The sequence below is a fragment of the Streptomyces nanshensis genome (genome assembly GCF_001751255.1).
GTDB classification, from domain to species: domain Bacteria; phylum Actinomycetota; class Actinomycetes; order Streptomycetales; family Streptomycetaceae; genus Streptomyces; species Streptomyces nanshensis_A.
This window is the reverse complement of record NZ_LJGW01000277.1, coordinates 1-3,352: the sequence shown is the minus strand read 5'-3', so window position 1 is coordinate 3,352 and position 3,352 is coordinate 1. Positions and strand designations below refer to the sequence as shown.

General features: G+C 72.0%; 4 protein-coding genes. 1 reads left to right on the top strand and 3 read right to left on the bottom strand.

What is annotated here, in order from left to right; all coding sequences use genetic code 11:
- Positions 1-313 precede the first annotated feature (313 nt).
- A complete protein-coding gene (locus tag AN218_RS16345) occupies positions 314-1,435 on the top strand; it encodes an adenosine deaminase (protein ID WP_070017624.1) in 1,122 nt (373 codons plus the stop codon).
- A 126-nt stretch (positions 1,436-1,561) separates the two neighbouring features.
- On the opposite strand, the gene AN218_RS16340 is transcribed toward AN218_RS16345, so the two are convergent.
- From AN218_RS16340 to AN218_RS36760, 3 genes are all read right to left on the bottom strand, one after another.
- On the bottom strand, positions 1,562-1,759 hold the full coding sequence (locus tag AN218_RS16340) for a PspC domain-containing protein (RefSeq protein ID WP_070017623.1): 198 nt from the start codon (positions 1,757-1,759) through the stop codon (positions 1,562-1,564).
- A 91-nt stretch (positions 1,760-1,850) separates the two neighbouring features.
- Positions 1,851-2,447, bottom strand: coding sequence for a VanZ family protein (locus AN218_RS16335; protein ID WP_070017622.1), 597 nt, complete (start codon positions 2,445-2,447; stop codon positions 1,851-1,853).
- Between the two features lie 140 nt (positions 2,448-2,587).
- Positions 2,588-3,352 (bottom strand): hypothetical protein (locus AN218_RS36760; protein WP_070017621.1); only part of this gene is annotated, 765 nt, incomplete at its 5' end.

The following is a 3,352-nucleotide window of genomic DNA, read 5'->3' as shown; positions in this document are numbered from 1 at the left end:
CGGCCGCACCGCCGCCGCCGCGAGCGCGGAACGCCGCCGCGCGCTGTGTTCGAGGCCGCCGCCCGGCAGCAGCAGTACGACCGCGTGCGGTGCCGCCCCGGAGGCGTCCGCTCCCATCGCCCGACCCAGCCGGGCCTCCCGCTCGGGCAGAGCTTGCTGAGCCATGGGAAGACGATCGCAGAAGCGGGAGTGCCCGGACGGTGTCGTGGATCACCATTGCGTATCGAAGCGCGGGAGCCGTTTCAACTGGCGGCCATGAAACGGAAGTTAGGGTGCAGATGCCATCTACGCGCGTAGGAGCTAGAGTACGTGGATGACGAGCCAGACCCTCAACACCGTTCCCACACCGCAGCAGATCCGACGCGCACCGAAGGCGCTGCTGCACGACCACCTCGACGGTGGCCTGCGTCCGGCGACCATCGTCGAACTCGCCGCCGAGACGGGGTATGACGCGCTTCCCGAGACCGAAGCCGAGCCGCTGGAGCGCTGGTTCCGGCAGGCGGCCGACTCCGGTTCGCTGGAGCGCTACTTGGAGACGTTCTCCCACACCGTGGGCGTCATGCAGACCCGGGAGGCGCTGAAGCGGGTCGCCGCCGAGTGCGCCGAGGACCTCGCCGCGGACGGCGTGGTCTACGCGGAGATCCGCTTCGCCCCCGAGCAGCACCTGGAGAAGGGCCTCACGCTCGAAGAGGTCGTCGAGGCGGTCAACGAGGGCTTCCGCGAGGGGGAGCGCAACGCTCACGCCGCGGGGCACCGGATCCGCGTCGGTGCGCTGCTCACCGCGATGCGGCACGCCGCGCGTGCCCTGGAGATCGCCGAACTCGCCAACCGCTACCGCGAGTTGGGCGTCGTCGGCTTCGACATCGCGGGCGCCGAGGCGGGCCACCCGCCCACGCGCCACCTCGACGCCTTCGAATACCTCAAGCGCGAGAACAACCACTTCACCATCCACGCCGGCGAGGCGTTCGGACTGCCCTCGATCTGGCAGGCGTTGCAGTGGTGCGGCGCCGACCGGCTCGGGCACGGCGTACGCATCATCGACGACGTCCAGGAGGAGGACGACGGTTCGGTGAAGCTGGGCCGTCTCGCCTCGTACGTACGGGACAAGCGCATCCCGCTGGAGCTGTGCCCGTCGTCCAACCTCCAGACGGGCGCGGCGCCTTCGTACGAGGAGCACCCCATCGGGGTGCTGCGGAGGCTGCACTTCCGCGCCACCGTGAACACGGACAACCGGCTGATGAGCGGTACGAGCATGAGCCAGGAGTTCGAGCACCTGGTGCGGACGTTCCACTACACGCTCGACGACATGCAGTGGTTCACGGTCAATGCGATGAAGTCGGCGTTCATTCCGTTCGACGAGCGGCTCGCGATGATCAACGAGGTCATCAAGCCCGGCTACGCCGAGCTGAAGTCGGAGTGGCTCTTCCGCGACTGACGTCCGGACGGGCCCCCGGCGTACGGACGGACACCCGACGACCGGACGCCGCGGGAGGTCCGTGGAACGCGAACGGGCCGCGCATCGCCTCCGATGCGCGGCCCCTGTGCGGGAGAGACGTACCGATTACCAGGCGGTGCGCTGGTCGTCGTTGGGCAGCAGGATCCACAGCGCCAGATAGATCAGGAACTGCGGTCCGGGCAGCAGGCAGGAGAGAACGAAGATCACGCGCATCGTGCCGGGCTGCATGCCGAAGCGACGTGCCAGTCCGGCACACACTCCGCCGATCATCCGGTTGTCTCGGGGGCGGGCAAGTGCGGGCATGACGCGACTCCTTCACTCCGTGTCTGTCTTCGACGTCCGTCCTGTGGACGGGTTTCCACGCTAGGCGCCGGGCACACTCCGCGGCGTCGGTCTACGGGGCGATCCCGACCCTGGCCGCTCTCGGGGGCGTGCCGGCGGCGGTCTCGTCCGTGAGGGGGAGCGGCTGGTGCGGCCCGGTCCCGTGGGTGTAGCCGCCGTTCCACGGCAGGTGACGTCCGTACCGGCGGCGCAGCCACGCCCGTACGAGCGGGAAGACGAGCAGGCAGCCGACGGCGACCCCGGCGGTGTTCAGCACCACCGCGTCGACGTTCACCGTGCGCCCCGGCACCCCGGACTGCAACAGCACGATCGCGGACGAGATCAGCGCCGCGGACGCGACCGTACGGGCGCAGGTCACCGCGAGCGGACGCTCCGGGTGCCACGAGGCCAGCGGCAGCAGTACGCCCAGCGGGGCCAGCAGCGCCAGGCCGCGGAGCAGTCCGCCCAGGGCGTCGGACGAGCCGTCGTCGAGGTCGGAGCGGATCGTCGCGAAGGGCTGGAGGTTGGCGGGCGCGACCCACGGCACCGGGAGCGGGCGCAGCGCGACCCAGCCGACGACGGCCAGGTACGCGATCAGCAGGACGAGCCCTGCGACGCGGATGCGGGGAGCGGAAGCGGCGGTACCGCCGCCACGGCCAAGACGCTGCACACCAGCAAGGACGCCGCGCTCCCGTGTCCGGTTCCGGCCGCCGTTACTGGTGCCGTTACTGGTGCCGTTACTGGTGCCGTTCCGGGGGTCGCCCCGTGGGTCGTTCAGGGCAGCGCCCCGGCTGCCGTTCCGTGCGGCGGTCACAGCGGAGTACCGGCCGTGGCGGCCGCCTCGGGGTGGGTGCGCAGCGGGGTGTCGCAGCCGTAGCGGCGCGGGGAGTCGCTGGCCCCGTCGCTGCCGGGACCGGCCTCGGTGCGACCGCCCTCGGCGTCCTCGCCGCTGACGGTTCCGTCGTCGCCGCTGACGTTCCCGGTGTTCTCGTCGCCGTCGCCCGTGCCGTTCCCGTCGCCGTCGGCCCCGCCGTCGTCGCTTCCGTCGCTTCCGTTGCTTCCGCCGCTGTCGCCGTCGTCGGGTCCGGCGAGGATCACCGAGCGGTCGGAGCCGGCGGCGGCCGTGTCCGCGTACGTGCAGACGATCTGGGCCAGCGCGAACGCCGGCAGATCACGGATCGGCCGGCTCAGCCGCAGCGTGGCCGGAGGGTCGCCGGGGCGTGCTCCGGAGACCTTGAGGTCGCGCGGCACGGCGGTCTTGAAGCCTGCGGCCTCCTCCTCCGCGTCGGGCCGGGCGCGCAGCGCGTCCAGCAGTCCGCGGGCGACGGGCAGCCGCTCGGAGTCGTCGCCGGGCAGGGCCACGCGCCGCTCCACGGGGGAGACGCGCGAACCGCACGCGAGATACACCCGGACCGGCAGATTGCCGCCGTCGTGCTGATCGGCCGTCTCCCGCCCGCCGGGCAGTACGCAGCTCGCGCGCGAGGGCGCGGCGCCCGCGTCCACGGGTACGGACGTCGAGCGGATGCCGCAGCCCGAGGCGAGCGTGCCCAGCAGCGCCAGACCGGCCGCGAGCGC